Annotated in this window: 24 protein-coding genes; 12 read left to right on the plus strand and 12 right to left on the minus strand. The window is 73.7% G+C overall.

Going from position 1 to position 25,945, the window contains the following annotated elements; genetic code table 11:
- Positions 1-17 precede the first annotated feature (17 nt).
- Both ACGF5C_RS11290 and ACGF5C_RS11295 read right to left on the minus strand, forming a co-directional pair.
- Entirely contained in the window at positions 18-413 is a 396-nt protein-coding gene (locus ACGF5C_RS11290) for a hypothetical protein (RefSeq protein WP_393299738.1), read from the minus strand.
- 261 nt (positions 414-674) lie between these two features.
- Complete coding sequence (locus ACGF5C_RS11295; RefSeq protein ID WP_393299741.1) at positions 675-1,619, minus strand: cytochrome c oxidase assembly protein; 945 nt, start codon at positions 1,617-1,619, stop codon at positions 675-677.
- Positions 1,620-1,727: 108 nt separating this feature from the next.
- Between ACGF5C_RS11295 and ACGF5C_RS11300 the strand changes: the two genes are divergently transcribed.
- The 5 genes from ACGF5C_RS11300 (at position 1,728) to ACGF5C_RS11320 (ending at position 6,867) form a co-directional block, all read left to right on the plus strand.
- On the plus strand, positions 1,728-2,327 hold the full coding sequence (locus ACGF5C_RS11300) for a heme-copper oxidase subunit III (protein WP_357693113.1): 600 nt from the start codon (positions 1,728-1,730) through the stop codon (positions 2,325-2,327).
- A gap of 72 nt (positions 2,328-2,399) precedes the next feature.
- On the plus strand, positions 2,400-3,233 hold the full coding sequence (locus ACGF5C_RS11305; RefSeq protein ID WP_393299745.1) for a cytochrome c: 834 nt from the start codon (positions 2,400-2,402) through the stop codon (positions 3,231-3,233).
- A 67-nt stretch (positions 3,234-3,300) separates the two neighbouring features.
- Positions 3,301-4,389, plus strand: a complete 1,089-nt coding sequence (locus ACGF5C_RS11310) for a Rieske 2Fe-2S domain-containing protein (RefSeq protein WP_357693117.1) — start codon at positions 3,301-3,303, stop codon at positions 4,387-4,389.
- Positions 4,386-6,011 carry a cytochrome bc complex cytochrome b subunit gene (locus ACGF5C_RS11315; protein ID WP_357693119.1) on the plus strand — a complete coding sequence of 542 codons (1,626 nt, stop codon included), beginning with the start codon at positions 4,386-4,388 and terminating at the stop codon, positions 6,009-6,011. The genes ACGF5C_RS11310 and ACGF5C_RS11315 overlap by 4 nt, the downstream gene beginning before the upstream one ends.
- A 178-nt stretch (positions 6,012-6,189) precedes the next feature.
- On the plus strand, positions 6,190-6,867 hold the full coding sequence (locus ACGF5C_RS11320) for a DUF4142 domain-containing protein (protein ID WP_393299749.1): 678 nt from the start codon (positions 6,190-6,192) through the stop codon (positions 6,865-6,867).
- An 81-nt stretch (positions 6,868-6,948) separates the two neighbouring features.
- Here the strand turns inward: ACGF5C_RS11320 and ACGF5C_RS11325 are convergent, their stop codons facing one another.
- The 5 genes from ACGF5C_RS11325 to ACGF5C_RS11345 form a co-directional block, all read right to left on the minus strand.
- A complete protein-coding gene (locus ACGF5C_RS11325; RefSeq protein WP_350707952.1) occupies positions 6,949-7,236 on the minus strand; it encodes an Lrp/AsnC ligand binding domain-containing protein in 288 nt (95 codons plus the stop codon).
- Positions 7,237-7,272: 36 nt separating this feature from the next.
- Positions 7,273-8,121: an NDP-sugar synthase gene (locus tag ACGF5C_RS11330; RefSeq protein WP_393299851.1), complete on the minus strand. Its 849-nt coding sequence runs from the start codon at positions 8,119-8,121 to the stop codon at positions 7,273-7,275.
- A 113-nt stretch (positions 8,122-8,234) separates the two neighbouring features.
- Entirely contained in the window at positions 8,235-8,777 is a 543-nt protein-coding gene (locus ACGF5C_RS11335; RefSeq protein WP_393299752.1) for an NUDIX domain-containing protein, read from the minus strand.
- Between the two features lie 55 nt (positions 8,778-8,832).
- The gene (locus tag ACGF5C_RS11340; RefSeq protein WP_393299854.1) at positions 8,833-10,620 is read right to left on the minus strand and encodes a RelA/SpoT family protein; all 1,788 of its coding nucleotides are present in this window, start codon (positions 10,618-10,620) and stop codon (positions 8,833-8,835) included.
- 129 nt (positions 10,621-10,749) lie between these two features.
- Positions 10,750-12,504: a DEDD exonuclease domain-containing protein gene (locus tag ACGF5C_RS11345; RefSeq protein ID WP_393299755.1), complete on the minus strand. Its 1,755-nt coding sequence runs from the start codon at positions 12,502-12,504 to the stop codon at positions 10,750-10,752.
- A 127-nt stretch (positions 12,505-12,631) separates the two neighbouring features.
- Between ACGF5C_RS11345 and ACGF5C_RS11350 the strand changes: the two genes are divergently transcribed.
- From ACGF5C_RS11350 to ACGF5C_RS11370, 5 genes are all read left to right on the plus strand, one after another.
- Positions 12,632-14,218: an NYN domain-containing protein gene (locus tag ACGF5C_RS11350; protein WP_393299758.1), complete on the plus strand. Its 1,587-nt coding sequence runs from the start codon at positions 12,632-12,634 to the stop codon at positions 14,216-14,218.
- A 144-nt stretch (positions 14,219-14,362) separates the two neighbouring features.
- Complete coding sequence (locus tag ACGF5C_RS11355; RefSeq protein WP_393299761.1) at positions 14,363-14,575, plus strand: hypothetical protein; 213 nt, start codon at positions 14,363-14,365, stop codon at positions 14,573-14,575.
- A 433-nt stretch (positions 14,576-15,008) separates the two neighbouring features.
- Positions 15,009-15,167: a hypothetical protein gene (locus tag ACGF5C_RS11360; protein ID WP_393299763.1), complete on the plus strand. Its 159-nt coding sequence runs from the start codon at positions 15,009-15,011 to the stop codon at positions 15,165-15,167.
- Positions 15,164-16,423, plus strand: a complete 1,260-nt coding sequence (locus ACGF5C_RS11365) for a M48 family metallopeptidase (RefSeq protein WP_393299766.1) — start codon at positions 15,164-15,166, stop codon at positions 16,421-16,423. The genes ACGF5C_RS11360 and ACGF5C_RS11365 overlap by 4 nt, the downstream gene beginning before the upstream one ends.
- Positions 16,420-17,544, plus strand: coding sequence for a glycosyltransferase family 4 protein (locus ACGF5C_RS11370; RefSeq protein WP_393299769.1), 1,125 nt, complete (start codon positions 16,420-16,422; stop codon positions 17,542-17,544). Before ACGF5C_RS11365 ends, ACGF5C_RS11370 begins: the two co-directional genes overlap by 4 nt.
- A 94-nt stretch (positions 17,545-17,638) precedes the next feature.
- On the opposite strand, the gene ACGF5C_RS11375 is transcribed toward ACGF5C_RS11370, so the two are convergent.
- The 5 genes from ACGF5C_RS11375 to ACGF5C_RS11395 all read right to left on the minus strand — a co-directional run bounded on the left by ACGF5C_RS11375 (position 17,639) and on the right by ACGF5C_RS11395 (position 24,604).
- On the minus strand, positions 17,639-19,420 hold the full coding sequence (locus ACGF5C_RS11375) for a putative bifunctional diguanylate cyclase/phosphodiesterase (protein ID WP_393299772.1): 1,782 nt from the start codon (positions 19,418-19,420) through the stop codon (positions 17,639-17,641).
- Positions 19,413-20,222, minus strand: a complete 810-nt coding sequence (locus ACGF5C_RS11380; RefSeq protein ID WP_393299775.1) for an SAM-dependent methyltransferase — start codon at positions 20,220-20,222, stop codon at positions 19,413-19,415. The genes ACGF5C_RS11375 and ACGF5C_RS11380 overlap by 8 nt, the downstream gene beginning before the upstream one ends.
- Positions 20,223-20,407: 185 nt before the next feature.
- Positions 20,408-21,076: a response regulator transcription factor gene (locus tag ACGF5C_RS11385; protein ID WP_007072219.1), complete on the minus strand. Its 669-nt coding sequence runs from the start codon at positions 21,074-21,076 to the stop codon at positions 20,408-20,410.
- Between the two features lie 7 nt (positions 21,077-21,083).
- Entirely contained in the window at positions 21,084-22,778 is a 1,695-nt protein-coding gene (locus tag ACGF5C_RS11390; protein WP_393299778.1) for a sensor histidine kinase, read from the minus strand.
- A gap of 14 nt (positions 22,779-22,792) precedes the next feature.
- Positions 22,793-24,604: an AMP-dependent synthetase/ligase gene (locus tag ACGF5C_RS11395; RefSeq protein ID WP_393299781.1), complete on the minus strand. Its 1,812-nt coding sequence runs from the start codon at positions 24,602-24,604 to the stop codon at positions 22,793-22,795.
- Positions 24,605-24,793: 189 nt separating this feature from the next.
- Here ACGF5C_RS11395 and ACGF5C_RS11400 point away from each other — a divergent pair, with 189 nt between their 5' ends.
- Both ACGF5C_RS11400 and ACGF5C_RS11405 read left to right on the plus strand, forming a co-directional pair.
- Positions 24,794-25,249, plus strand: a complete 456-nt coding sequence (locus ACGF5C_RS11400) for an SRPBCC family protein (RefSeq protein WP_350707977.1) — start codon at positions 24,794-24,796, stop codon at positions 25,247-25,249.
- Between the two features lie 31 nt (positions 25,250-25,280).
- Positions 25,281-25,925: a hypothetical protein gene (locus ACGF5C_RS11405; RefSeq protein WP_393299784.1), complete on the plus strand. Its 645-nt coding sequence runs from the start codon at positions 25,281-25,283 to the stop codon at positions 25,923-25,925.
- Positions 25,926-25,945: the final 20 nt, after the last annotated feature.

A 25,945-nucleotide genomic window follows, 5' to 3' on the forward strand; every position in this document is an offset into this window, starting at 1 on the left:
GGCCGGAGCGGGGGACGTCAGGCGGGGGCGTGCGTCCGCAGCAGCTCGGCCACCGTGGTGCCGGTGGTCACCGGGTCGAGCGGGTGCACCAGGGTGGCGTCGACCTCGGCGTAGGCCGCGAGCCATCGGTCGGCGGCGCGGGCGATCACCACGCAGGTCGGGGGAGCGTCGTCCCGGTCGTCCTTGATCTGCCGGGCGATGCCGATGCCGCCGCCCGGGGTCGCCTCGCCGTCGAGCAGCAGCAGGTCGATCTCGTAGTCGTCGACGAGCCGGACGCACTCCGCGTAGGTGGACGCGTCGACGAACTCGATCCGCAGACCGGGCGCGGGACGCGTGCCGACGGCGAGCCGCATCCGGTCACGGACCTCCGGGTCGTCGCTGTAGAGCAGGACGGTGCAAAGACGATCACTCATGACGACACTCCGCTTCGCCGAACGGTCCGAGTCCAGGCCGCGCCGGTGGATCCCACAGCGTCGCCACGGCCTCGGCCGGGGATCGGACTGTGAGCGGTGCCGTCATGAGGCACCGTCGCACTGCGCTTGGTGATTCGCTCGCTGCGCTCACTCATTGGCTGGACAGGCTCCCACCTCGTAGCTGCCCGCTGATCCTACCCGTCGGTGTGAGGTGCGTGACGTCCGCCCGTCGGCGGCGCCGGGGCGTACCGTCGGCGCAGGTCAGGCGGCGGACTCCGCGGCGCGCTGACGGGCCTCCTGGCGGTCCAGGTCGCGGTCGATCCGACGGGCCTCCCGCTCGGCGTGGCGCATCCACTGCACGACCAGCACGGCCAGCATCGTGACGCTGACGAACTCGCCGCCGGCCCAGAGGATGCCGCCGGCGAGCACCTGGTCCTCCCAGGGGTCGGACCAGGTCAGCCCGAGCGACGGGTACCAGTCGCCGCCGAAGAGCGTGCTGCTCTGCATGATGGTGAGCCCGAGCACCGTGTGGAACGGCACGGAGAGCAGCATCAGCAGCGCCCGGCCCGGGTACGGCCAGCGCCCCGGCAGCGGGTCGAGGCCGAGCAGCGGCCAGAAGAACACGCAGCCGGTCATGATGAAGTGCGCGTGCACGACCTCGTGCGCCCACGCGTGCTCGAGCGTGTAGCGGTACAGGTCGGTGAAGTAGAGCGCGAACGGGTTGACCACGAAGATGGTGAACGCCACCAGCGGGTAGCTGTAGACCCGCGCGACCCGGCTGTGCACGATCGCCAACAGCCGCTTGCGCGGCCGCAGCGGCAGGGTGCGCAGGGCCAGCGTCACCGGCGCGCCCAGCGCGAGGAAGATCGGCGAGATCATGGAGAGCACCATGTGCTGGACCATGTGCACCGACAGCAGCGCCGTGTCGTACGCGTGCAGGCCGCTGACGGTGACCGCCGCGATCCCGCCGAGGCCGGGGCCGAGGAAGAACACCGTCCGGGCCACCGGCCACCGGTCGCCCCGGAGCCGGAGCCGGTGCACCCCGTAGAGGTAGATGCCGGCGGCCAGCACCAGGCCGACGGCCAACCAACTGTCCAGCCGGGTCTCGGTGAACACGGAGGTGACGGTGAACGGCGGCGGGGTGGCCGCGGTCACCGTGGGCGCGGCGGCCGAGGTTGCGGTGAAGATCGGATCGACGTGCAGCACGCTTTTCAGCCTAGGTCAGGCGAACCGGACGACCCCGATCGGGCTGCCGATGCCACCGGTTTGCCACCCCGCTGATCGCCGGCCCCGGTCAAGGGCAATAATGACCGCGTGACTGCGGCCCCAGCCATTGACAAGAGCCGGATCCACTCCCTGACCCGACCCAACATGGTCAGCGTCGGGACGATCGTGTGGCTCTCCAGTGAACTCATGTTCTTCGCGGCGCTGTTCGCGATGTACTTCTCCATCCGCGCGGCGGCGCCGGAGCAGTGGGCGAAGCACACCGAGGTACTCAACATCCCGTACGCGACCACCTTCACGGTGATCCTGGTGTTGTCGTCGGTGACCTGCCAGCTCGGTGTCTTCGCCGCTGAGAAGGGTGACGTCCACGCCCTTCGGCGCTGGTTCACGATCACCTTCGTGATGGGCCTGATCTTCGTGCTCGGTCAGGTCAACGAGTACCGCGAGCTGGTGCACGAGGGCATCAAGATCAACTCGGACGGGTACGGGTCGATGTTCTACCTGACCACCGGGTTCCACGGTCTGCACGTGACCGGCGGTCTGATCGCCTTCATCATCTTCATGATCCGCACGACCATGGGCCGGTTCACGCCGGCGCAGGCCACGTCGGCGATCGTCGTGTCCTACTACTGGCACTTCGTCGACGTCGTGTGGATCGGGCTCTACGCCATGATCTACTGGCTTCAGTGATCTTGGCGCGTCACGAACCGCGCCGCTGCTCCGTCCCCTGAGACAAGGTCCAACCGGTTAAGGACACAGGTCATGACTTCTGACAACGACCGCCGACGCGGTCTGCTCGCGCGGCTGCGCGAGCGGCCCGCGGCGCGCAGCAGGGGCCGCCGCCGGCTGGGTGCCGCGGTCCGGCTGTTCGCCGCGCTGATGCTGGCCGGCGGCGCCTACACCGTCTTCGCCCCCGGCGTGCAGGCGCAGGACGCCCCGCTCACCGGCGCCGCCGCGGAAGGCAAGGCGCTGTTCGACGTGAGCTGTGTGACCTGTCACGGTCGCAACGCCCAGGGCGTCGAGGGCCGTGGGCCGAGCCTGATCGGCGTCGGCGCGGCCTCGGTCGAGTTCCAGGTCAGCTCCGGCCGGATGCCGATGGCCCGCCAGGAGGCGCAGGCGGAGCGCAAGCCGGAGCTGTTCACCGACGAGGAGACCCGCCAGCTCGCGCAGTACATCCAGGAGCTCGGCGGCGGTCCCGTCCTGCCCGACGGCGAGGACCTCCACTCCGACGGCAACATCGCCGCCGGCGGCGAGCTGTTCCGGATCAACTGCTCGCAGTGCCACGCCTTCGGCGGTGGCGGCGGCGCCCTGTCCTCCGGCAAGTACGCCCCGAGCCTGCACCCGGCCAGCGACCGGCAGATCTACGCCGCGATGCTGAGCGGCCCGCAGAACATGCCGGTCTTCGGCGACAACCAGATCACCCCGGAGCAGAAGGCGGACATCATCGCCTACATCCAGGAGACCCTGAAGCACGACCAGGACCCGGGTGGCTTCAACCTCGGTCGGTACGGGCCGTCCACCGAGGGCTTGGCGATCTTCCTGGTCGGCATCGTCGCGCTCGTCTTCGCGAGCCTGTGGATCGCGGGCAAGTCGTGACCGGGCGGATCATCCGATTCAGTGCTGTGGTGCCGGGGTCCGGCACCGCCCGTAGCGAGGTGACGGCATGACCACGCACACCGAGCACCAGGCCCAGCAGGGCCGGGAACCGCTCGACGTGACGACCCCCGGGCTCAGCCAGTTCGACATCGTCCGCGAGGGCGCGCGCCGGGACGACATCGAGATCGTCCACTACGAGCCGCAGGTCGTCCCGGGCAGCAAGGCCGAGCGCCGGCTGACCCGCACCGTCGCGTCGTTCTTCCTGCTGACCGGGCTGGCGGCGACCGCCTTCCTGGTGGTCTACATCTGGTGGCCGTGGGAGTACGCTCCCGGCCGCGGCGGCGACACGTGGTACACCCCGCTGCTCGGCGCCACCCTCGGCGTGGCCCTGCTCGGCGTCGGCTTCGGCATCCTGACCTGGGGCAAGAAGCTGCTGCCCAAGGAGGTCTCGATCCAGGACCGGCACGAGGGCGCCGTCAGCGAGGACGACCGGATCATCACCGGCCAGACCATGCTCTACATGGCCGACGAGTTGGGCGTGAAGCGCCGGCCGCTGCTCGGCATCTCGCTGCTGGCCGGTCTCGCGCCGGTCGGCGCGGTGGTCGCCGCGCCCCTGGTCGGTGGCCTGATCTCCCAGCCGCACAAGAACAACCAGATGTTCACCACCGGGTTCGCCCCGACCGAGGGCGGCGGCAAGGTCCGGCTGGTCCGCGAGGACGGCCGTCCGGTCCGCCCGGCGGACGTCAGCACCGGCGGCCAGATCACGGTCTTCCCCGGCATCGACCACGGCGTGAGCAACCTGCACGCCGACTCGCCGACCCTGCTGATCCACCTGCGGGACAGCGACGCGCAGGAGTCGCGCCGGGCCAACGAGCGGGTCGGGCACGGCGACTACATGTGGGGCAACTACGCCGCCTACTCGAAGATCTGCACGCACGCCGGCTGCCCGGCGAGCCTGTACGAGCAGCAGACCAACCGTCTGCTCTGCCCGTGCCACCAGTCGCAGTTCCTGATCACCGACAACGCCCGGCCCATCTTCGGTCCGGCCAGCCGGCGACTGCCGCAGTTGCCGATCGAGGTGGACTCCGAGGGCTACTTCGTGGCCAAGTCCGACTACACCGAGACCGTCGGGCCCGACTTCTGGGAGCGGCCGTGAAGCGGCGCAAGTTTGACATGGCAGCTGTGCCGGGCAACGCCGCCCGGGGAGTGGACGACCGCTTCCAGGTGGCCACCCCGCTGCGCCGGCTGCTGAACAAGGTCTTCCCGGACCACTGGTCCTTCCTGCTCGGCGAGATCGCGCTCTTCTCGTTCATCGTCCTGCTGCTGACCGGTGTCTTCCTGACCTTCTTCTTCGAGCCGGCGATGACCGAGGTGGTCTACAACGGCAGCTACGCCCCGCTGCGGGGCACGCCGATGTCGGCCGCGTACGCCTCCAGCCTGGACATCTCGTTCGACGTCCGCGGCGGCCTGATCATGCGGCAGATGCACCACTGGTCGGCGCTGCTGTTCATGGCCGCGATCGTGGTGCACATGCTCCGGGTCTTCTTCACCGGCGCGTTCCGCAAGCCGCGTGAGACGAACTGGATCATCGGCTCGCTGCTGTTCTGGGTCGGCTTCCTGGCCGGCTTCACCGGCTACTCGCTGCCGGACGACGGCCTCTCCGGCACCGGCCTGCGGATCGCCTCGGCGATCATGCTCTCCATCCCGGTGATCGGCTCCTGGGTCACCTCGTCGATCTTCGGCGGGGAGTTCCCCGGCACCATCATCATCAGCCGGTTCTACATCGCCCACGTGTTGCTCATCCCGGGTCTGCTGGTCGCGCTGATCAGCGTCCACCTGGGCCTGGTCTTCAAGCAGAAGCACACCCAGTGGCCCGGCCCCGGCCGGACCAACGGCAACGTGGTCGGCGAGCGGATGTTCCCCCGCTACGCGATCAAGCAGGGCGGCTTCTTCATGGTCGTCTTCGGCGTGATCGCGCTGATGGGCGGTCTGTTCCAGATCAACCCGATCTGGCTGTTCGGCCCGTACGAGGCGTGGGTGGTCTCGGCCGCCAGCCAGCCCGACTGGTACGTCATGTTCCTCGACGGCTCGACCCGCCTGATGCCGGCCTGGGAGATCAACATCCCGATCGGCGACGGGTACGTGATCCCGCCGCTGTTCTGGCCGACGGTGGTGCTGCCGGGCATCCTGGTGGGGATCTCCACGCTCTACCCGTTCCTGGAGGCCCGGCGCCTCAAGGACACCCGCAGCCACAACCTGCTCCAGCGGCCCCGGGACGTGCCGGCGCGCACCGCGGCGGGCGCCATGGCCATCGCGTTCTTCATCGTGCTGACCCTGTCCGGCGCCAACGACGTCATCGCCGACAAGTTCATGATCAGCCTGAACGCGATGACCTGGGCCGGCCGGATCGGCCTGCTGGTGCTCCCGCCGCTGGCGTACTACTTCACCTACCGGATCTGCCTCGGTCTGCAGCAGCACGACCGGGAGGTGCTCGCCCACGGTGTCGAGACCGGCATCATCCGGCGACTGCCCGACGGCCGGTTCGAAGAGGTGCACCAGCCGCTCAGCGCGGGGGACCACGACGGCCACGGCGGGCTCGAGTACGCCGGCTGGGTCGTGCCGAAGAAGATGAACCGGCTCGGGGCCCTCGGCCCGGCCATCCGGGGCTTCTTCTACCCGATCGAGAAGCCGGCCGAGGCGCCGGTCTCGCCGGGCCACCCGCCGGTCGAGCCGCGGCCCGACCGGGAGCAGGTCGGCAGCGGCGAGAGCCGTCGCTGACCTCGCGACACCCGACGTGGCGTCCACCGGAGTCCTCCGGTGGACGCCACGTCCGTTTCCGCCCCTCCCACGGTTCCGCGCGTGGCGTGTCGTCTGTCGCCCCCCGGGGCGGGGATCGCAGGAATAACCCCGGTCAGCCGGGTATCCGTGCGGTCCAACGTCTCGAGGGGGAGGAAGCATGTTGGGTATCAAACGCCTCGGCCTGCTGGCCGCGCTGGTGCTGGTGGGAATCGCGCCGGCAGCGGCGGCGCAGGCCGCGGTGCAGCCGTCGCAGCAGGACACCCAGTACCTACAGGCCCTGCACCAGGTGAATCTGTTCGAGATCACCGCGGGTGACCTGGCCCAGCAGAAGGGCCAGAACCAGGGGGTCAAGGACCTGGGTGACCGGTTCAGGACGGACCACACGCAGCTCGACCAGACGGTGCAGCAGACCGCGTCCCAGCTCGGGGTGCAGTTGCCGGCCGAGCCCACCGCGGACCAGCAGTCCGTCCTCGACCAGCTCAACAATGCCAGCGGCGAGGAGTTCGACCGGCTCTGGGTGACCAGCGAGTTGGCCGGCCACGTCCAGGCCATCCAGGCCACCCAGACGGAGATCTCGCAGGGCTCCGACCAGACGGTGGTCCAGCTGGCCCAGACCGCCCTGCCGACGTTGCAGGCGCACTACGACGCGCTGGTCCAGCTCGCCGAGCAGCTGGGCATTCCGGTTCCGCAGGCCAGCGGCACCGCCACGCCGAGCCCGGGCGGCACGACCCCGGCTCCGGGCGGCACCACCGGGACCCCGGCTCCGGGCGGCACCACCGAGTCGCCGGCTCCGGGCGGCACCACCACCGAGACGCCGGCTCCCACGCAGAGCTGACGTCGCCGTACCACGACGGCCGGTCCACCAGCGGGTGGACCGGCCGTCACGCGCCCGTGCCGGCCCGGCCGGCGTCCGTGGTCAGTCGGCGTTCGCGAGCCCGATCGCGAACGCCTCCTCCAGGTCGTGCTGGGAGTACGCCCGGAACGCGATGTGCGACTCGGTGTTCAGCACCCCCGGCACCTTGGAGATGCTGCCGGCGATCACCTTGGCGATCTGGTCGAACTCCCGGACCCGGACCACGGCGATCAGGTCGACGTGGCCGGCCACCGAGTAGACCTCGCTGACGCCGGGGAGGGCAGCCAGGGCCTCGGCCACCTCGGGGATGGAGTCGGTGGCGCAGTCGATCAGCACGATCGCGGTGATCACGGGACATTTCTCCGTTCGTCGGCGTCGTCGCCCATGCTAGAGGTTCCCCGGGCCCCGGGACGGGGGTGTGGCGGGGACGGTGAGGGTGGCGCCCGCGCGGATCGCGTCGCGCAGGCGCTCGCCGGGGCCGACGGTGGCGCCCGGCCAGACGACCGCACGCTCCACGTCGCCCTGGACGACCGCGTCGGCGCCGACCACCGCCGCCCGGCAGCGGCCGGTCACCGTGGCCGTGGGCGCCACCAGGCTGCCGCCGCCGGCCGCGTGCAGGTTGGCTGCCAGGTAGTCGGCCGGGGTGCCCGTGTCGTAGAACGTGCCGGAATAGGGCACGACGGTCAGCGCGCCGGCCGCCTCCGCCGGGCGCCAGACCGCCCGGACGAGGTCGCCGAACCCGACCGGCAGCTCCCGCACCAGCCGCCACGGCAGCAGCGAGAAGCCGGTGAACACGTGGCCGTCGAAGGTGCCCGGCGCCTGCGGGTCGGCGGCGGGCTGGCCGAGCAGGCGTACGGAGTCGCCGTCCCAGTCGCGCAGCAGCGCGGCGATGTCCGGCCCCGCGGGTCGCTCTGGGTCGGCGAGGTAGGCGTCGGCGTTGCCGACCAGCACTCCGCGCCCGGCGATCCAGTCCCGCAGGTTGGCCACCCCGCCGGCCGTGCCCAGCGGCGAGCCCGGCTCGACCGACAGGTGGGCGCGGTCCCCGACGTGCGCGACGACCTGCGCGCCGAGGTAGCAGGCGTTGACCGCGACCCGGGCCGGCCCGACCAGGCCGAGCCCGGCCAGCCGGTCCAGCGCCCGGTCCAGCAGCGGCACGTTGCCCACCGGGCAGAGCGCCTTCGGCAGCCGCTCGGTCAGCGGCCGCAGCCGGGTGCCCTCGCCGGCGGCGAGCACCACCGCGCAGACGTCGACCGGGACGGTGGCGGGGGCGTAGGCCCGATCGGCGGTGGTGGCCGCGCCGTGGTCGGCCGGGGCGGTGGTGGCGGCCGCTCGGTCGGCCCGGTCGGCGTTCACGGCCACGTGTCGGGCACCGGGGGCGGGAACTGTCCGGCCAGCGGCCCGATGTCGTAGTACGCGAGCAGCCGGGCGGTCGGCCAGGTCAGCTTGGGCAGGTCGTCCAGCGGGTGCCAGGCGGCCTCGAAGACCTCGGCGCCGTCGACCTTCAGCTCGGTGGTCGACGCCGGCACCTCGGCGGTGAACACCACGTCCACCCAGCCCTTGGCGTGCACGATCGCGTTGGGGACGGCGGGGCTCAGCTGGTGGGGGGAGAGCCGGATGCCGGACTCCTCGTACAACTCCCGGGCGGCTCCCACCACCGGCGCCTCGCCCTTCTGCAACAGGCCGGCGGGCAGCCCCCAGCCCCGGCCGGGCGGCTGGCGCAGCAGCAGCAGCCGCCCCGCCCCCTCGGCCTCTGCGTCGCGGACGAGGGTGACCGCGCCGACGATGTACTTCGGCACGGCCAGCCGGACCAGGCGGCGGCGCACCGGCAGCGGCAGCCGATAGAAGACCTGGTAGGCGACGGCCCGGCCGGTGGCGCGCGAGCGGGGGATCATGACTCCAGGCTAGTGGCCCCGAGGAACGTTCGGACGACCCGGGCCCGACGGGCGGTCACTGCCGGTGGTCCACCAGGTCGATGAGCTGGCGTACGACCGTGTCCGGCTCGATGACCCGGTCGAAGACCGCGACCAGCAGCGTCTCCAGGTCGGGGTAGCCCAGTTCCTCCGACAGCCGCAGCAGCGGCAGGTCGCTGGCCAGCCCGCGGTCGTGCTTGCGCAGCGCCAGCCCGATGGTGGCCCGGCCGAGGCGGACCTTGTCGGCGATGGAGATGCCCGGCTCGGTGTGCTCGGCGAACCACCGGCTGATCTGCATCTGCGCGTGCGGCGACTTGACGAAGCCGAGCCACTCCCGGCGCGGGCCGCGGGGGGCGACGTCGGCGTCGAAGCCGTTCGCCGCGTCGGTCTCGGTGAAGATCTCCACCACGTCGCCCTCCCCCAGCGCGGAGGAGAGCGGGGCCAGCCGGCCGTTGATCCGCGCCGCCAGGCAGTGGTCACCACGCTCGGTGCCCAGCTCGTACGCGAGGTCGACCGGGGTTGCCCCGGCCGGCAGCACGACCTGCCGCCCGTCGGCGAAGACCTGGATCTGGCTCTCGGCGAGGTCGCAGCGCAGCGACTCGAGGAACTGTGCCGGGTCGGCCGCGTCCTGCTCCCAGTCGAGCACCCGGCGCAGCCAGTCGAGCTGCTCCGCGCAGGCGGCCGTGCCGCCCGGCCGGGGGAAGCGGAAGTCGGCGGCGACGCCGTACTCGGCCGAGCGGTGCATCTCCTCGGTGCGGATCAGCACCTCCACGGTGCGGTCCTTCGGCCCGCAGACGCTGGTGTGCAGGGAGCGGTAGAGATTGTTCTTCGGGGAGGCGATGAAGTCCTTGAACCGGCCGGGGACCGGCCGCCACAGGCCGTGGACCGCGCCCAGCGCCGCGTAGCAGTCGGTGGCCGGGCCGTCCACCACGATCGCGATGCGGGGCAGGTCGTAGGGGGCGGTGTGGCCGCCGGCCACGGTGTCCTTCCAGATCGAGTAGAGGTGCCGGGGGCGGGGGGTCACCTCGGCGTCGACCCGGTTTCGGCGCAGCGCCGACTTCGCCCGGGCGACCACCTCGTCGAGGTACGCGTCCCAGCCCGGCCGGTCGTGCACGTGCCGGGTGATGCGGGCGTGCTCCTCCGGCTCCAGGTGCAGCAGCACCACGTCGTCGAGCTCCCGCTTGAGCAACTGGATGCCCAGCCGGTCGCAGAGCGGGACCAGCACCTCCTGCGTCTTGCGGGCGATCCGCTCCCGGGACGCGGCGGACCGGACGCCCAGGGTGCGCATGTTGTGCAGCCGGTCGGCCAGCTTGATGATCAGGACCCGGACGTCCTTGCCGGCCGCGATGATCATCTTGCGGATCGTCTCGGCCTCGGCGGCCTTGCCGTAGAACGCCTTGTCGAACTTGGTCACCCCGTCGACCAGGTGCGCCACCTCCCGCCCGAAGTCCTCCGCGAGAGCCTGGAGCGTGTAGCGCGTGTCCTCCACGGTGTCGTGCAGCAGCGCGGCGACCAGGGTGGTGGCGTCCATGCCGATCTCGGCGCAGATCTGGGCCACCGCCAGCGGGTGCGTGATGTAGGGCTCGCCGCTCTTGCGGAACTGCCCGCGGTGCATGTTCTCCGCGATGGTGTAGGCCCGACGCAGCACGGAGGGCTCGGTGCCCGGGTGGATCGTCCGATGGGTCCGGACGAGGTGGTTGACCGGGTCGGCGTCGGCGGTGGGCCAGCTCAGCAGCGACCGGAGCCGGCGGGCCAGCGGCAGCTCGCCCGGTTGGGTCGGAAGGGCGCCCCCCAGGGCGGCGCCGCGTCCGGCGTCGACGTCCACGTGGGACACCTCCTCACCCCGGCCCCACGGCCGCCGGGACGCGGCAACCGGGAGCAGGCCCACGAAACGGGCAGGACTGCACTTCTCTAACAGCCTAAGCGAGTCGACGTCGTCCGATCGGTCACTTGGTCATGAGCGTTCGGTCGAGAGTTGGTGGGACGCGGCGCTCTCGGCCTTGCTCAACAGGTCGCGGAAGCGCGCCGCGCCAGCCACCGGGGAAGCCCATCCGGAGGACATCTCGACCAGCCTGGTCTCGGGCCGTTCCAACCAGGACAGGATGCGTTCGGTCTCCTCCGCGGAGGCGTGCGGGACCGGGCCGTGGCCGGGCGGCACCGTCTCGGCGGTCGCCCGGATCGCGGCGATCGTCGGTCGAGGGTGGACGCCGGGCGGCGACACCCCCGCCCCGGCCAGCCGGCCGTGCCGCACGAGGGCCAGCTCCCAGCCGCCCCGGGCCGCCGGGCGGGCCGCGGCCAGCTCGGCGATCCCGGTCAGCGCGGCCAGCCGCTGCATCCGCACCGTCGCCCGCAGCACCGCGGCCAGCCGCGAACGCACCACCGCCGCCTCCTCGTAGCGCTGGTCGCGGGAGAGCACCTCGATCCGGGCCAGCAGCGCGTCGACCACCGGCTGCGGGTCGCTGGCGGTCGCGGTGCGGAACGGCGCGACGGCGCGGGCGTCGTACTCCTCCGGGGTGATCCGGTGCTCGCAGGGCGCCGGGCAGCGACCCAGCTCGGCCAGCGCGCAGGCCGGCGTGACCGTGCGCAGCGAGAGTCGGTGGGTGCACTGCCGCAGCGGCACGGCGTCGTGGAAGCCGGCGGCGGCCAGCTCCGCCGCCCGGCGGGAGCTGAACGGGCCGAGGTAGCCGGCGTCGCCGGGGGCGATGCCCCGGACCACCGAGAGCCGGGGGTAGGGACCGTCGGTCAGCTTGAGCCAGACCGCCCGCTCCGGAAACTTCGACCGCCGGTTGTACGGCGGCGCGTGCGCCCCGATCAGCCGCAGCTCGCGGACCTCCGCCTCCAGCGAGTGGGCGCACTCGACCGCCTCCACCCGCTCGGCCGCAGCGAGCATCTCGGAGATCCGGGCCCGCTTCTCCGCGGCGGTGAAGTAGCTGCGCACCCGGGTGGCGATGTCGCCGGAGGTGCCGACGTAGAGCGGCCGGTCGTCGGCGGCCCGGAAGATGTAGACCCCAGGTGCCTTGGGCAGCCCCTCCGCCAGGTGCCGTTTGCGTCGCTGGGTCGGGGTGACCGCCCGGGCGAACTCGATGGCGTCGCCGATCGTGTCGACCCGGTGCCCGCCGAGCCGGGCGATCAACCCGTGCAGCACGTCGACGGTGGCCTTGGCGTCGTCGAGTGCCCGGTGGGTCGGCTGGGTGGCGGTGCGGAAGTAGGCCGCGAGCGTGCCGAGCTTGCGGTTGGGCACCTCGTCGCGGGTCAGCACCCGGCGGGCGAGCGCGGCGGTGTCGAGCACCCGGGGATTGGGCCAGCGGTAGCCGTGCTTCGCACACGCGGCCTTAAGGAAGCCGATGTCGTAGGGGGCGTTGTGGGCGACCAGCACGGCGTCGGAGACGAACTCGAGGAAGCTCGGCAGCACCTGCTCGATCGGCGGGGCCGGGACCAGCATGGCCTGCGTGATGCCGGTGAGCACCGTGATGAACGGTGGGATGGGCACGCCCGGGTTGACCAGGGTGGCCAGCACGCCCAGCTCCTCGCCGCCGCGCACCTTCACCGCGCCGATCTCGGTGATCCCGCCCCCGTCCGGCGCGCCGCCGGTGGTCTCCAGGTCGACCACCACGAACGTCGTCGCGTACAGCGGCAGCGCGGGATCGATCCCGCCCGCGCCCGGGTCGAAGCCGGCCAGCGGCTCCTGGACGTACTCCGTCTCTGCCATCGGCGGCACGCTAGCGTCCCGGTCCGACACTCCCGTCCCACCGGCACCAGCCGCCACCACCGGTCTAGGATGAGAGATCGGCTCACTCACCGGGCGGTGGGCCCGGTCGCGGTGGGAGACTTGCCACATGCCCCTCACCGAGCCGCACGACGACCGCCTCCCGCAGGAGGGGCCGGTCGACGCCGTGCGCGACGCCGGTGGGGTCGGCCCCGACGGGGGCGGTCTGCCCGCGGCGATCGAGCCGGGGCCTGAGGCGGCCGGTGCCGAGCCCGGTCGCGAGGCGGCCGAGGGGGTCGTCGCCGACGGCCCGGCAAACGGCGGGTCCACGCTTGAGGGATCCACGCCCGAGGGGCCGGCGGACGACGGCTTCACGCCCGAGGGATCCGCGGACGACGGGTCCACGCCCGAGCCGGAGCCCGTGCTGCCCGAGCCGGTCCGCCAGCGGATCGTGGCGCTCACCGCCGCCGTGCTGCCCGGGCTGCCCGCCGACGAGGTGCCGGTGCCGCTGCGTCGGGTCGCCAAGTTCGCCCCCAACCGCCGGGCCCGGCTCGGCGCCCCGGCGATCGCCGCCCAGCTCACCGGTGATCCGCTGTTCCGGCAGCGGATCACCGCCCGGGTGCTCGCCGACACCGGCGACCTGGGTGCGGCGGTGCTCGAGGGCACCGCGCCCGCCGCCGCCGACCCGGTCGAGGTGGCCGCGCTGGCCTACCTGGCCCGGCCCCGGGGGTGGCGGGAGCTGATCGAGGCCAGCGGCGCGGCGGTGCGCGCGGAGGCCGACAGCGCAGTCGTCGCCGAGCTGGTCCGCGAGGCCGAGCAGCGGGCCACCCGCGCCGAGCACGACCGGGCGGTGGCCCGGGTGGAGGCGGAGAAGCTCCGCGACGAGCTGGCCCGGGTGCGCGAGGAGCTCGGGCAGCTGCGCGAGGAGAGCCGGCAGCTGGGCCGGTCGCTGCGCGAGACGCAGGCCCGTGAGCGCAAGGCCAACGAGTTGCTGGCCACCGAGCGCGGCCGGGCCGCCCGGGCAACGGCGGACGCCGACGCCGAGCTGCGCCGGGTCCGGGCCCGGCTGGCCGAGGCGGAGGCGGCGGCCGGGGTCGCCCGGGCCAGCGCCAAGGAGGCCCGGTCGGTGGACGACGCCCGACTGTGGCTGCTGCTGGAGACCATCGGGCAGGCGGCCGTCGGGCTGCGTCGCGAGCTGGCGCTGGACCCGGTCGACAAGCTGCCCGCCGACTTCGTCGCCGACGCCTTCGCCGACCAGACCGCCGCCCCGGCGGCCGGCGCCGCCACCCGCGCCCGCGACACCGACGACCCGGCCCGCCTCGACCAGTTGCTGGCGCTGCCCCGGGCACACCTCGTCGTCGACGGCTACAACGTCACCAAGCGCGGCTTCGGCGAGATGTCGCTGGAGCAGCAGCGCAAGCGGCTGATCACCGGCCTGGGCGGGATCGCCGCGCAGACCGGCGACGAGGTCACCGTGGTCTTCGACGGCGCGGAACGGATGCACGGGTTGCCCCCGTCGCCGCGCGGGGTCCGGGTGCTCTTCTCCCGCAAGGGCGAGACCGCCGACGAGCTGATCCGGCGCCTGGTCCGCGCCGAGCCGCCGGGCCGGCCGGTGGTGGTGGTCTCCTCCGACCGCGAGGTCGCCGACGGCGTACGCCGGCACGGCGCGTACCCGCTCGGGGCCGACTCGCTGCTGCGCCGGCTCGCCCGGTCCTGATCGGGGTGCTTGATCGCATTCCGGCCGTCCGCGACCCCGTTGTCCCTTTCTGTCGTACCCCGCGCCTAGCGTCGTGGTGACCGACGGTGTTCGGGTGGCGACGGTGACGCCGCGCCCCGTCGCCGCAGCGCACCAGGAGGCGTGATGATCATCGACTGTGCGGGGTGCGGGATCCGGGGGAGCGGCTGCTCCGACTGCCTGGTCACCGCCCTGCTCGACGATTCGTCCCCGGCCGCCGGGCTGGGCGGCGCCGAGGCCCGGGCGGTCGAGGTGTTCGCCCGGGCCGGGTTCGAGGTGGAGGTGCTGTCCGCACCCCGGGCGGCCCGCCGGCCCACCGGGCGGCACCAGGTCGCGTGACCGGGCCGGCCGCGGGCGCAGCGCGGCCGGCCGGCGTTGATGGCCTCCACGGTCGGAGTTCCGCGCCGGGACTCCGATCCGCGACCGAGACCCCGGGTGCCCCGAGCGGCGCACCAGGCCGCCGCGAGAGCGGCGTTCGTCCCCGCCGGCCCACCGGTAAACAGCCCGCGCAGGGTCTCGATGATGGGGGTGAAGGGCTGGTACTCATCGCGCTGGTCGGCTATCTCTGGGCGAAGAAGCTGTTCAACCGGGACCCGTCCCGCTGACCCGCGCCGGCCCCGGGTGCCCCGACCGGCCGCCGACGCTGCGACAGCCAGGCCCGACCCCGGCGAGCCGCCAAGAGGGCAGCCGGCGGCGGGGTGCGGGTCCGGCCGGGGCAAACGCCGCCGACGCGGGCAATAGGATGGGCGCTCACGGCGGGAGGGAGCGGCGCATGACGCGGGTACGGCGCGGTGGCGGCAGCCCCGCCGCGATCGGCGGCGCCGCAAGCCCACGACGATCGCGGGCGATCGCCGCCACCGTCAAGGGGCAGTGGCGGCGCATCCAGGTGCCGCCGGCGGGCCGCCGCGCGGTGCCGGGTGGGCCCCGGTGAGCCCGCGCGGCTGGGCGGTGCTGACCCTGGTCGGCCTGACCGTGGCCCTGGTGGTGACCGCCGCGGTGCTGATCCCGTGGCAGCGCCCGCCCGCGCCGCGGGCCGACCAGTTGGCCGCGCTGGGTGACCTCCCCGCCGACCAGGTGGCCCGCAGCCGGGAGTTCCGCTCCGCGCTGCGCCCCGCCGGCTGGACCGCGCTGGCCGTCGGCCTGCTGGTCGCCCTGGCGCTCGGCCTCACCCCGCTGGGCAGCCGGCTGGTCGAGCTGGCCGGCCGTCCCTTCGGCGGCCACTGGATCGCCCAGGCCGTGCTCGGCGGGCTCGCCGTGGTGCTCGTCGCCGACCTGGTCACCCTCCCGTTCGCCGCCTGGCGCCAGAGCGTGCTCACCCGCTACGGGCTCGCCACCAACGGCTGGAGTGGCTGGACCGTCGACCTGCTCAAGTCGTACGCGGTCAGCGCCGTCATCGGCGCGGTGGCGCTGCTCGGCTTCTACACCGTCATCCGGCTGTCGCCGCGCTGGTGGTGGGCGTTCGGCGCGGCCGGCGCGGCGACCCTGGTGGTGCTGCTCTCCTTCGTGCTGCCGGTGCTGGTCGAACCGGTGTTCAACAGGTTCACCCCGATGGAGCAGGGCCCGCTGCGCACCGAGCTGATGACGATGGCGGCCCGCGACGGCGTCCCCGTGCGCGACGTGCTGGTCGCCGACGCCTCGCGGCGCACCCGGGCGGTGAACGCGTACGTCTCGGGCCTCGGGCCGACCCGGCGGGTGGTCGTCTACGACACGCTGCTGCGCGAGGCGACGCCGGCCGAGGTGACCGCCGTCGTGGCGCACGAGCTGGGGCACGCCAAGGACCGCGACGTGGCGGTCGGCACGCTGACCGGGGCGCTGGGCGCCGCCGCCGCGGTGGTCGCGCTCTACCTGATCGGGTCCTCCGGCCCGCTGCTGCGGCTGGCCGGCGTCGACTCGGTCGCCCAACCGCGCGCGTTCCCCCTGCTGATCGCCCTGGTGACGGTCGCCGGGCTGGTCTCCACCCCGGTGCAGGCGCTGATGTCGCGGCGGGTGGAGGCACGCGCCGACGCGCACGCGCTGGCCCTGACCGGCGACCCGGCCGCCTTCGAGGCGATGCAGCGCCGGCTCGCCGGGATCAACCTGGCCGACCCCGATCCGCCGCGCTGGGAATACCTCTACTCCGCCACGCACCCGTCCACGGTCGAGCGGATGGCCGCCGCCCGCGCCCACGCCAGGGAGGCCGGCCGATGAGCCGTACGCTGCTGATCACCAACGACTTCCCGCCCCGCCCGGGCGGCATCCAGTCCTTCGTGCACAACCTCGCGGTGCGCCAGCCCGCCGGCTCGGTGGTCGTCTACGCCTCGACCTGGCGCGGCGCGGAGAAGTTCGACGCCGACCAGCCCTTCGAGGTGGTCCGGGAGCGCACCGGCGTGCTGCTGCCCACCCCGCTGGTGGCCCGCCGGGCCGCCCGGCTGGCCCGGGCGTACGACTGCGACACCGTGTGGTTCGGCGCGGCGGCCCCCCTCGGGCTGCTCGCCGCCGGCCTGCGGCGCCGGGCGGGCATCCGCCGGGCGGTGGCGCAGACCCACGGCCACGAGGTCGGCTGGGCCGCGCTGCCGGGTGCCCGGGCCGCGCTGCGCCGGATCGGTCGCGGCGTGGACGTGACCACCTACCTGGGCGAGTACACCAGGGTGCGGCTGGAGCGGGCGCTGCACGGGGTGACCGAGCTGCACCGGCTTGCGCCCGGGGTGGACGTGGACACCTACCACCCGTCCGTCGACGGCGAACCGGTGCGGCGTCGGCTCGGCCTGGCCGACCGCCCGGTGGTGGTCTGCGTCTCCCGGCTGGTGCCGCGCAAGGGCCAGGACATGCTGATCCGGGCGATGCCCGAGATCCGCCGGCGGGTGCCCGACGCCGCGCTGCTGGTGGTCGGCGGTGGGCCCTACCGGGCCACGCTGGAGAAGTTGGCCCGCCAGGCGGGGGTCGAGCGGGACGTGGTCTTCACCGGCTCGGTACCGTCCGCCGAACTGCCCGCCCACTACGCCGCCGGCGACGTCTACGCGATGCCGTGCCGCACCCGCAACCGGGGGCTGGACGTCGAGGGGCTCGGAATCGTCTACCTGGAGGCCTCCGCGACCGGCCTGCCGGTGGTGGCCGGCGACTCCGGCGGCGCGCCGGACGCCGTACGCGAGGGCGAGACCGGGTTCGTGGTGCGCGGCCGGGACGTCGCCCAGCTCGCCGACCGGGTGGCCACGCTGCTCGCCGACCGGGACCTGGCCCGCCAGTTCGGTGCGGCCGGTCGCGCATGGGTGGAGCGGGAGTGGCGCTGGGAGACCCAGGCGCGGCGGATGGCGGCCCTGCTGGCCGGCTGACGCCCCGCCTGCAGGCGCCCTGCCCGGTTGCCCCGCCCGGGTGGGGCAGGTCGACAGCGGCCGGAATGGGTGTCGCCGGTGGGGTGGCCGGCGGTCAGCGGAGGCGTTCGAGGAGGCGCTCGGCCGAGTCCGGGCGGCCGAAGTGCCAGCCCTGGGCGGCGTCGCAGCCGATCGCCCGCAGCCGCTCCGCCTGCCCGGCGGTCTCCACGCCCTCGGCGGTGACGGTCAGGTCCAGCGCGTGCGCCAGGGACACGAGCGAGGCGAGGATCCGCTCGTCGGCCCGGCTCTCCGGCGCGCGCAGCCCGGCCACGAACTGGCCGGCCACCTTCAGCTCGGTCACCGGCAGGTCCCGCAGGTACGCCAGGTTGCAGTAGCCGGTGCCGAAGTCGTCGATGGCGATCCGGACACCGAGGTCGGCCAGCACCCGCAGCGCCCGGACGGGCTCCTCGGCGGTGCTCATCATGGTGCTCTCGGTGATCTCCAGCTGAAGCCGCTCCGGCGGCAGGCCGGTGCGCCGCAGCAGTCCGCGGACCTCCTGGACCAGGCCGGGGCGGCGGACCTGCCGTACCGCCAGGTTGACGCTGACGAACGGGGCCGTCGCGACTCCGGCGGACCAGCTACCCGCCTGCCGGCACGCCTCGGCCAGCACCCACCCGCCGAGCGGGACGATGAGCCCCGTCTCCTCGGCCAGGCCGATGAAGCTGTCCGGTCGCAGGACGCCCAACTCCGGGTGACGCCAGCGCACCAGTGCCTCCACGCCGACCACCCGGCCGTCACGCAGCGAGGTCAGCGGCTGGTAGTCGAGGTAGAACTCGCCCCGCTCCAGGGCGGCCGGGATGGCCGCGGAGAGCGCGTACCGGGCCAGTTCCCGGCGGTCGCGGTCGGCGTCGTAGAGCGCCCAGCGGGCGCCGCCGGCGGCCTTCGCCCAGTGCAGGGTGCTGTCGGCCGCCCGCATGAGGTCACCGGGGGAGGTGCCGGCGACCTGCCGCTCCACGATGCCGATGCTCGCCGACACGCACAGCTCGTGCCCGTCCACCAGCACCGGCTCGCGCACCGCGGCCAGCGCCGCCTCCGCCACGGCGACGACGTCGTCGGTGCCGGTGGTGCGCTCGACCAGGACGACGAACTCGTCGCCGCCGAGCCGGGCCACCAGGTGCCCGCCGATGGCCCGGCGGAGCCGGTCGGCAACGGTGGCCAGCAGCCCGTCGCCGACCTGGTGCCCGTGCGAGTCGTTGACCACCTTGAACCGGTCCAGGTCCAGGAAGCAGACCCCGACGCGCTCCCCGCCCGGGGCGGGGGAGTCGATCGCGGCGCTCAGGCGCTCCGTGAACAGCGCGCGGTTGGGCAGGTCGGTCAGCGGATCGTGGGTCGCCTGGTGGCGGAAGCGGGCCTCACTGGCGCGCAGCGCCCGCTCCGCCTGCGCCCGGGCGGTCATCGCGGCCCGCCGGATCGACTCCTGCTCGTCCAGCGTCCGGTCCCGCAGCGCCCGGGAGTACCCGATGGACACCGCGGCCAGCAGCCGGGCCAGCCGGTCCCCGACCTCCTCGCCGACCAGCCCGAGGTCGCGGGCCAGCCGGAGCTGGACGACCTCGACCGTACGCCCCAGCGCCTCGGGCGACGCGATGTGCGCGGCCACCAGTTCCGTGCCGATGCGGTGCCCGACCCGCAGGTCGAACGGGTCGGACAGCAGCGCCGCCGCGAGGTGGTCGGTGAGGCGTTGCAGCAGCGCCTCCAGCTGCGCCTGGGTCATCGGCAGGTAACTGGTGCCGGAGACGGCCTTGGCCCATGCCCGGGCGAACGCTCCCGGGCGCGACGGATGCCGCACGGTCGTCCCGGGCGGCACGGCGAGGGCCGCGGCCCCGGGCGGCTCACCCATCGAGCCGCCCGACGCCGCCGATGAAGGCCGCCCGCTCGGCGTCCTCGGCGCTGTCGACGGACTCCGGGCGCCACTGCGGCACCCAGACCACGCCGGGCTCGACCAGCTCGAAGCCGTCGAACAAGGCGGTCAGCTCGCCCCGGCTGCGGATCCACAGGGGATTGTCGGTGCGCCGGTAGACGCGCTCGGCGTCGGCCCGCTCCTCGTCGGCGCGGCCGTCGGCGCTGGCCTGCGAGAGCACCAGGTAGCTGCCCGGCGCCAGCGCCTGGCGCAGCGTTCGCAGCAGCTCGGCCGGCCGGTCGTCGTCGGACACGAAGTGCAGCACCGCCACGATCATCACGGCGATCGGCCGGTCGAAGTCGAGCAGCCGGCGGACCTCGGGGTGGGCGACGATGCGCTCGGCATGACGCAGGTCCTCCTGCACCACCGCGGCGCGGTCGTTGCCGTCGAGGATCTCCCGGCTGTGCGCCACCGCCACCGGGTCCACGTCGACGTAGACGACCCGGGCGTCGGGGACCTCGCGCTGGGCGATCTCGTGCACGTTGCCGACGGTGGGGATGCCCGAGCCGATGTCCAGGAACTGCCGGACGCCGGCGTCGAGGAGGAACTGCACCGCCCGGCGCAGAAAGGCCCGGTTGGCCTGCGCCATCAGCGGCGCCTCCGGCACGGCGGCCACCATCGCCTGGGCCGCCGCCCGGTCCACCGCGAAGTTGTGCGAGCCGCCGAGGTAGTAGTCGTACATGCGGGCCACGCTGGGGCGCTCGATGTCGATCTCGTCGGGTGCCCAGTCCGGCCGCTGCATGCGCTCACCCCTTGTGTCGGCGGTGCGGACGCCGTTGCCCGCGCCGGTATTCTGCCGGTTGCCCGGCGGGGAGACCATAGCGCGCCGCCCCGCAAGGTGACGACGTCGGTCGATGCGTCGACAGGCCCGCGCCAGCGGGCGCGGGCCTGTCGGTGGTGCGTCACCGGGCTCCCCGGAGGGAACCGTCAGAACTTCGGGGCGTCCGGAGCCTCGAGCAGGCCCAGCCGCAGCGCGGTCATCAGCGCCTGCGCCCGGTTGGCCGCGCCCAGCTTCTCGTAGAGCTTCGAGATGTGGGTCTTGGCGGTGGACTCGCTGACGAAGAGCTGCTTGGCGATGCCCGCCACGCTCATCCCGTCGGCGAGCAGCCGCAGCACCTGGCCCTCGCGGGGGGACAGCTGCGGCCCGGACGGGGCCAGCCGGCGCTTCATCGCCTCGGCCAGGTCGGCGGCGGTGAAGGCGCTGGGCGAGGAGGCGGCGTGCCGGGCGGCGGCGACGACCTCGTCGGCCGGCGCGGTCTTGGGCACGAAGGCGCTCGCCCCGGCCTCCAGAGCGCCGAAGAGCTGGTCGTCGCCGGCGTACATGGTGAGCACGACGATGCCCATCGAGGCGCTCGACTTGCGCAGCGCCCGGGTGGCCTCCAGGCCGCTGCCGTCGGGCAGCCGCAGGTCCATGATCACCACATCCGGCTGCAGCGCACCGGCCTGGCGTACGCCCTCCGCCGCCGTGGCGGCCTCGCCGACGACCTCGAACTGCCGGTCACGCTCGAACGCGTGCCGCAGGCCCTTGCGGATCAGGTCGTGATCGTCGACAAGGAGGACCTTGGTACGGGTCGCCGGTGTCGGACTTGTGGTCATCCTCGGGTTACTCCCCTTCTGCTGCCGCTACGCTACCGCGCACGTTATCGCGCCGGGGCGACGAGCCGAGCACCACCGCGACGGTCGTGCCGCTCGGCTGCCGCGGCCTGATCTCCAACCGGCCCCGGATACGTTCCGCTCTCTCGGCCATGATCGCAAGACCGTAGTGCCCGTCCGAGCGCTGGTCAGCAATCCCCTGACCGTCATCCGACACTTCGATCTGGGCGTACGGGGGGTCGACCTCGCAGGTGACCCACAGATTCGCGGCTCCGGCGTGCTTGCGCGCGTTGGTGACCGCCTCCTGGGCGATGCGCAGCAACTCGGCCTCGGTGGCGGCCGGCAGCCGGGCGGTGGACTCGTCCAGGGACAGGTGGACCCGCAGCCCGCCGGAGGCGCCGACCGTGCGGGCGTACTCGGCGATCGCGGCGGCCAGCCCGCCGTGCCGGTCGACCTCGCTGCGCAGCTCGAACAGGCTCAGCCGCAGCTCGGTGATCACCCGGGTCACCTCGTGGCGCAGCGCGCGCAGGCTCTCGGCGGTCTCCTCGGCGTCGTCGTGCACGGTGGCCAGGGCGTTGTCGATGCCGTAGCCGACCATCACCAGCTCCTGTGCCACCCCGTCGTGGATCTCCCGGGCCAGCCGCTGCCGCTCCTCGTTGGTGGCCAGCGAGCGGACCTCGTCGAAGAGCAGCGCCGCCTCCAGCCGGAGCGCGGCCGGGCGGGTCAGCCCGGTCACCCGGGCCACCACCCCGGCCGGGTACGCCTGCGCCGCGTCCGCCTCCAGCACCACCAGGCCGACCGTGCGCACCCCGGCCACCAGTGGCACGATCAGCGCGGAGACCTCGCCGCCCCGGTGCGACCGGGCCTGCGAGCGGGCGGCGGTGTGCGGCTGCTGGCTGGCCCACGCGTCGGCGATCGCCGAATCCGCGTCCAGCGTCGTCTCCCAGTCCACCCGGTCCACGCCCACCTGGGCGAGCACCACGAGCCGGCCGCCGCCGCTGGCCGACAGCACCGCCGCCCGGTCCGCCCGCGCCACCGCGCGCAGCTCCTCGAGCAGGTGCTCGGAGATGCCGCCCGGGTCGAGGGTGGCCCCGGGCAGCTGCCGCGCCACCGTGCGCAGCTGGGTGAGCAGCCGGGTCGCCTCGGCGTACGGCTGTGGTTTGCCGTCGTTGCGGACCTGCATCAGCCGGTGCAGGGTGCTGGCCGCGTGGAGACCGAGCCCGGCCAGGATCAGCCACTGGGCGCAGACCGCGAGGTAGCCGAGCTGGCCGATCTGCCGGCCGCCGTCGACCCCGGTGAGCGCGCCGGCGACCAGCAGGGTCGCCGCGGTGACCGCCAGCAGGGCGGCGCCCTCGGCGAACCGGCGGCGCAGCGCGGTGACGGTCACCGGGACCGCCAGGTAGGGCAGCACCGCGGAGGCGCCCAGCCCGCCGACGTTCCCCCCGATGGTCGCGACGGCGGCGACCTGGCTCGCGGCCAGCCCCAGCACCACCACCTCGGCCACCCTGCTGAGCGGGCCGACCAGCCGGTGCTCGGGCGCCAGCAGCGCGGGCAGCCCGGCGGCGGCGAGCAGCGCCACCCACCAGAGTTGGGTGACGTCGCGCGTGGCGAAGAGGGTCAGGACGGCGACGAGCGCCAGCATGACCACGCGCGCCGCGGTGGCGAGGGGATGCGGCTGGGGCCGGGTGGGCGTCGAGGCGGGCACGTGACGGATGGTAGTCAGCGCCGGTAGATGTCGGCGATCTCCGCCGCGTACGACTTGTGCACGACCTGGCGCTTGACCTTCAGCGACGGCGTCAGCTCGCCGGTCGCCTCGGTGAAGTCGCGGGGCAGGATCCGGAACACCTTGATCTCCTCGGCCTTGGAGACCGCCTGGTTGGCGGTGTCGATCGCGCCCTGGATCTCCGCCCGCAGCCCCTCGTGTTCGCGCAGCTTCTCGACCGGGGTGTCCGCCGGCAGCCCCGCGGAGGACAGCCACCGCGGCAGCGCCTCCTCGTCGAGGGTGACCAGGGCGGCGATGAACGGCTGCCGGTCGCCGACCACCAGGCACTGGCTGACCAGCGGGTGCGCCCGCACCTGGTCCTCCAGCACGGCCGGGGCGACGTTCTTGCCGCCGGCCGTCACGATGATCTCCTTCTTCCGGCCGGTGATGTTCAGGAAGCCGTCGGCGTCGAGGTGGCCCAGGTCGCCGGTGCGGAACCAGCCGTCCGGACTGAGCACCTCGGCGGTCGCCTCCTCGTTGCGCCAGTAGCCGCGGAAGACCAGGTCGCCGGAGATCAGGACCTCCCCGTCGTCGTCGATCCGGATCGTCACGCCCGGCAGCGGCCGGCCGACCGAGCCGATCCGGGTGGCGTCGGGCAGGTTCGCGGCCGCGGCGGGGGAGGTCTCGGTCAGGCCGTACCCCTCGCAGACGCTGACGCCGATGCCGCGGAAGAAGTGGCCCAGCCGGGCGCCGAGCGGGGCGCCGCCGGAGATGGCGTCGCGGCACCGGCCGCCGAGCGCCGCCCGCAGCTTGCGGTAGACCAGCCTGTCGAAGAGCGCGTGCTGCACGCGCAGCGCCAGGCCGGGGCCGCCGGCGGTCTCCAGTGCCTCGCTGTACGCGATGGCGACCTGCTCGGCGCGGGCGAAGATCCTGCCCTTGCCGTCCGCCTCGGCCTTCTGCTTGGCCCCGTTGTAGACCTTCTCGAACACCCGTGGCACCGAGAGCACGAAGGTGGGCCGGAAGTCCTGCAGCTCGGCGACCAGGTTCCTGGTGTCCGCGCAGTGCCGCATGGTGGCCCGCGCCTGGACCACGCCGATCTGGATCAGCCGGGCGAAGGCGTGCGCCAGCGGGAGGAAGAGCAGCGTCGACGCGTCGGGCCCGAAGAGGTTCTGCAGCACCGGCACCGCGTTGGCGATGTCGGCGTACATGTTCCGGTGGGTGAGGACGCAGCCCTTGGGGCGGCCGGTGGTGCCGCTGGTGTAGATGACGGTGGCGAGGTCGTCGGCGCGCACGGCGGCGCGCCGCCGGTCGATCTCGGCCGGGTCGACCGACGCGCCGGAGCGGACCAGGTCGTCCACCGCGCCCAGGTCGATCTGCCAGACGTGCCGCAGCTCGGGCAGCCGGTCCCGCAGGCCCGCGACCAGGGTGGCGTGGGCGTTGCTCTCCACCACGCATGCCACCGCGCCGGAGTCGGCGAGGATCCACGCGGCCTGCTCGGCGCTGGAGGTCTCGTAGATCGGCACGGTGACCGCGCCGGCCGCCCAGATCGCGTAGTCCAGCAGGGTCCACTCGTAGCGGGTGCGGCTCATCAGGCCGACCCGGTCGCCGGGCTGGACGCCGGCGGCGACCAGGCCCCGGGCCGCCGCGACGACCTCGTCGCGGAACTGCCGGCAGGTGACGTCGGCCCAGGCCGTCCCGCCGTCCGCCGTCGCGCTCGGGCGGACGAACTGGACCGCGTCCGGGGCGACCTCGGCGTTGTCCCAGACCGGATCGGTGAGGTTGGCTGCGTCGCCGACGGTGACGATCGGCGGGACGGAGAACTCGCGCACCTGCACTCCTCGTGCTCACTGGCCGTGCCGGCCGCACCACGGGTCGGCTCTGTCGAAACCTACCCGCCTCGGCGGGCTGGCAGAATAGGCAGGTTGCTCCGGTGCTCCCCGCGCCGGCGCGGGACACGCCTTCGGTACGTGCGGGGGCGGCGCGGCGTACGCGCGGCCGGCGCCGGGTAGCCTCCCCCCATGGCGGACTCCTCCACCCAGTCGATCGTCGTCGGCGCGCCACCGGAACGGGTGGCGGCGGTCGTCTGCGACTTCCCGAGCTACCCCGAGTGGACCGAAGCGGTGCGGCGGGCGGAGGTGATCGAGGAGTACGAGGACGGCTACGCCAGCCAGGTCCGGTTCGTCATCGACGCCGGGGTGATGGCCGACGAGTACGTGCTGGCCTACGAGTACGCCGAGGACCTCTCCCGGATCGAGTGGCACCTGGTGGCGCCCTCGAAGATGCAGAAGTCCCAGCGCGGCTCGTACGACCTGGTGGGCAACCCGGACGGCACGACGACGGTGACCTACACCCTTGAGGTCGAGCTCTCGGTCGGGATGCTCGGGATGTTCCGCCGCAAGGCCGAGAAAATGATCATGGATACCGCGTTGAAGCAGCTCAAGCGCCGGGTAGAAGCACCCGGTGCGGCGCAGTGACGCGTCCGGCGGCAGGGTAGAGGAGCCGACCATGGGTGCAACGGATCCGGGTTCGGCCCGGGAAGAGGCGGAACGGCTGGTCGCCACGCTGCTGGCCGGCGCGCGCCTCGCGACGTCCGGCTCCGGGACGGGCCCGTGGGGTCCGCTCGGTGGGATCGTGTCGGGTGTCCTCGGTCACAGCGCCGCCCCGGGTGAGCCGACCGGGGGATCCGGGGCCGGCTTCGCCACCGGCGGGCCGGAATGCTGCGTCTGCCCGGTCTGTCGGGGCATCGCCGCGTTGCGCGATCCGAGTCCGGAATTCGCCGAGCGCCTCGCCACCGGCGCCGGCGACCTGGCCGCCGGCGTGGCCAGCCTGCTGCGCGCGTTCGCCCCGCCGGAGCCCCCCGCCGAGCCGGCCGCCGCAGCGGCGCCGACCGCCGAACCGGATGGCGCGGACGACCACGTCTGGCGCGAGGCCACCCGTAGCGGGCATGATTCTCAGCCGGCAGCGGAGCGGGACGTCTGGTCCGCCGCCACCCGGGCGGAGGACGTGGCCGTCCCGGCCGCCGCACCGCCCGTCGACGCCGCCGGGCCGGCCGTCGCGGCGACCGTGCGGACGTCCGCCGACCGTCCCGTGGTGCCCGCGTCGCGGGCACCCGGCGACGCAGGCGAGCACCCACCAGGCGACGCGGCCTGACCATCGCACATCCCGACCAC

Source organism: Micromonospora sp. NPDC047620, assembly GCF_043205005.1.
GTDB lineage: Bacteria > Actinomycetota > Actinomycetes > Mycobacteriales > Micromonosporaceae > Micromonospora.

Bases quoted from the DNA above. Each gene is read 5' to 3' on its own strand.
- ACGF5C_RS11290 (WP_393299738.1), bottom strand. From the start codon at position 413: ATGAGTGATCGTCTTTGCACCGTCCTGCTCTACAGCGACGACCCGGAG.
- ACGF5C_RS11305 (WP_393299745.1), top strand. From the start codon at position 2,400: ATGACTTCTGACAACGACCGCCGACGCGGTCTGCTCGCGCGGCTGCGC.
- ACGF5C_RS11310 (WP_357693117.1), top strand. From the start codon at position 3,301: ATGACCACGCACACCGAGCACCAGGCCCAGCAGGGCCGGGAACCGCTC.
- ACGF5C_RS11320 (WP_393299749.1), top strand. From the start codon at position 6,190: ATGTTGGGTATCAAACGCCTCGGCCTGCTGGCCGCGCTGGTGCTGGTG.
- ACGF5C_RS11335 (WP_393299752.1), bottom strand. From the start codon at position 8,777: ATGATCCCCCGCTCGCGCGCCACCGGCCGGGCCGTCGCCTACCAGGTC.
- ACGF5C_RS11345 (WP_393299755.1), bottom strand. From the start codon at position 12,504: ATGGCAGAGACGGAGTACGTCCAGGAGCCGCTGGCCGGCTTCGACCCG.
- ACGF5C_RS11350 (WP_393299758.1), top strand. From the start codon at position 12,632: ATGCCCCTCACCGAGCCGCACGACGACCGCCTCCCGCAGGAGGGGCCG.
- ACGF5C_RS11355 (WP_393299761.1), top strand. From the start codon at position 14,363: ATGATCATCGACTGTGCGGGGTGCGGGATCCGGGGGAGCGGCTGCTCC.
- ACGF5C_RS11360 (WP_393299763.1), top strand. From the start codon at position 15,009: ATGACGCGGGTACGGCGCGGTGGCGGCAGCCCCGCCGCGATCGGCGGC.
- ACGF5C_RS11370 (WP_393299769.1), top strand. From the start codon at position 16,420: ATGAGCCGTACGCTGCTGATCACCAACGACTTCCCGCCCCGCCCGGGC.
- ACGF5C_RS11375 (WP_393299772.1), bottom strand. From the start codon at position 19,420: ATGGGTGAGCCGCCCGGGGCCGCGGCCCTCGCCGTGCCGCCCGGGACG.
- ACGF5C_RS11380 (WP_393299775.1), bottom strand. From the start codon at position 20,222: ATGCAGCGGCCGGACTGGGCACCCGACGAGATCGACATCGAGCGCCCC.
- ACGF5C_RS11385 (WP_007072219.1), bottom strand. From the start codon at position 21,076: ATGACCACAAGTCCGACACCGGCGACCCGTACCAAGGTCCTCCTTGTC.
- ACGF5C_RS11400 (WP_350707977.1), top strand. From the start codon at position 24,794: ATGGCGGACTCCTCCACCCAGTCGATCGTCGTCGGCGCGCCACCGGAA.
- ACGF5C_RS11405 (WP_393299784.1), top strand. From the start codon at position 25,281: ATGGGTGCAACGGATCCGGGTTCGGCCCGGGAAGAGGCGGAACGGCTG.